At 63.2% G+C, this 666-nt stretch carries 1 protein-coding gene; it reads right to left on the bottom strand.

The window, feature by feature from the left end; translation table 11 throughout:
- The coding region (locus tag ACYP5B_RS43585; RefSeq protein ID WP_459573766.1) for a tyrosine-type recombinase/integrase at positions 1 to 516 on the bottom strand (516 nt) is incomplete at its 3' end.
- Positions 517 to 666: the final 150 nt, after the last annotated feature.

The raw sequence follows: 666 nt of genomic DNA, 5'->3' as shown, positions 1-666 counted from the left end.
TTCCGTATTGGCGCCGCCCCCATGCCGCGTATTCTCCGGGGATTGCAGGCCCCGGAGATCCGTATGCGGAATAATCCGGGACTCGGAATAATGCCGGAAGTCGTGCAACCGCGGTCCCTTGCTTGCGCCTTCGGTGCGCAGGCCCGTTTGCCGCGACAGCGCGTAAAACGTCCGATGAACGTGACCGATGTCGAGCCGGGTGCCGCGGCGCGTGACGAACACATAGGACGAGACCGGGCGAGCGAAGAACTGCGCGCGGCGCCTGAGGTATTCAGCCAGGACGGTACAGGTGGTCGGATGAATAGGCACCAGGCGTGATCGGCCGAGCTTGGCACCGCGAATCGTCAGGACGGCGTTTTCGAGGTCCACATCATCCAGCTCCAGGTTCAGCGCCTCGGAGATGCGCAGGCCCGTGACGCTGAGCAAGCCGATTAGGCAATGGAACACCCAGGGCCGCAGCGGCGTCGACGGCCAAGCTACTGGCAATCTCAGTGCCGCGTCCAGCAAGCTCCGCACTTCCTCATCCGTGTATAAATAGGGTCTGGCTCGAGTAGATCGGTGCGGCAATAAGCCAACGGGCGGAACTTCCGTGCGACTATCGATAGCGCTGCAGTGACGGGCAAAGCCGCGCACGAAGCAAAGCCGCCTGGCCCACTCCGCGGGTTG

It is taken from the genome of Cupriavidus sp. 8B, from assembly GCF_054589115.1.
The sequence above is the reverse complement of the archived record's forward strand: the minus strand, read 5'-3'. Positions and strand labels throughout refer to the sequence as shown.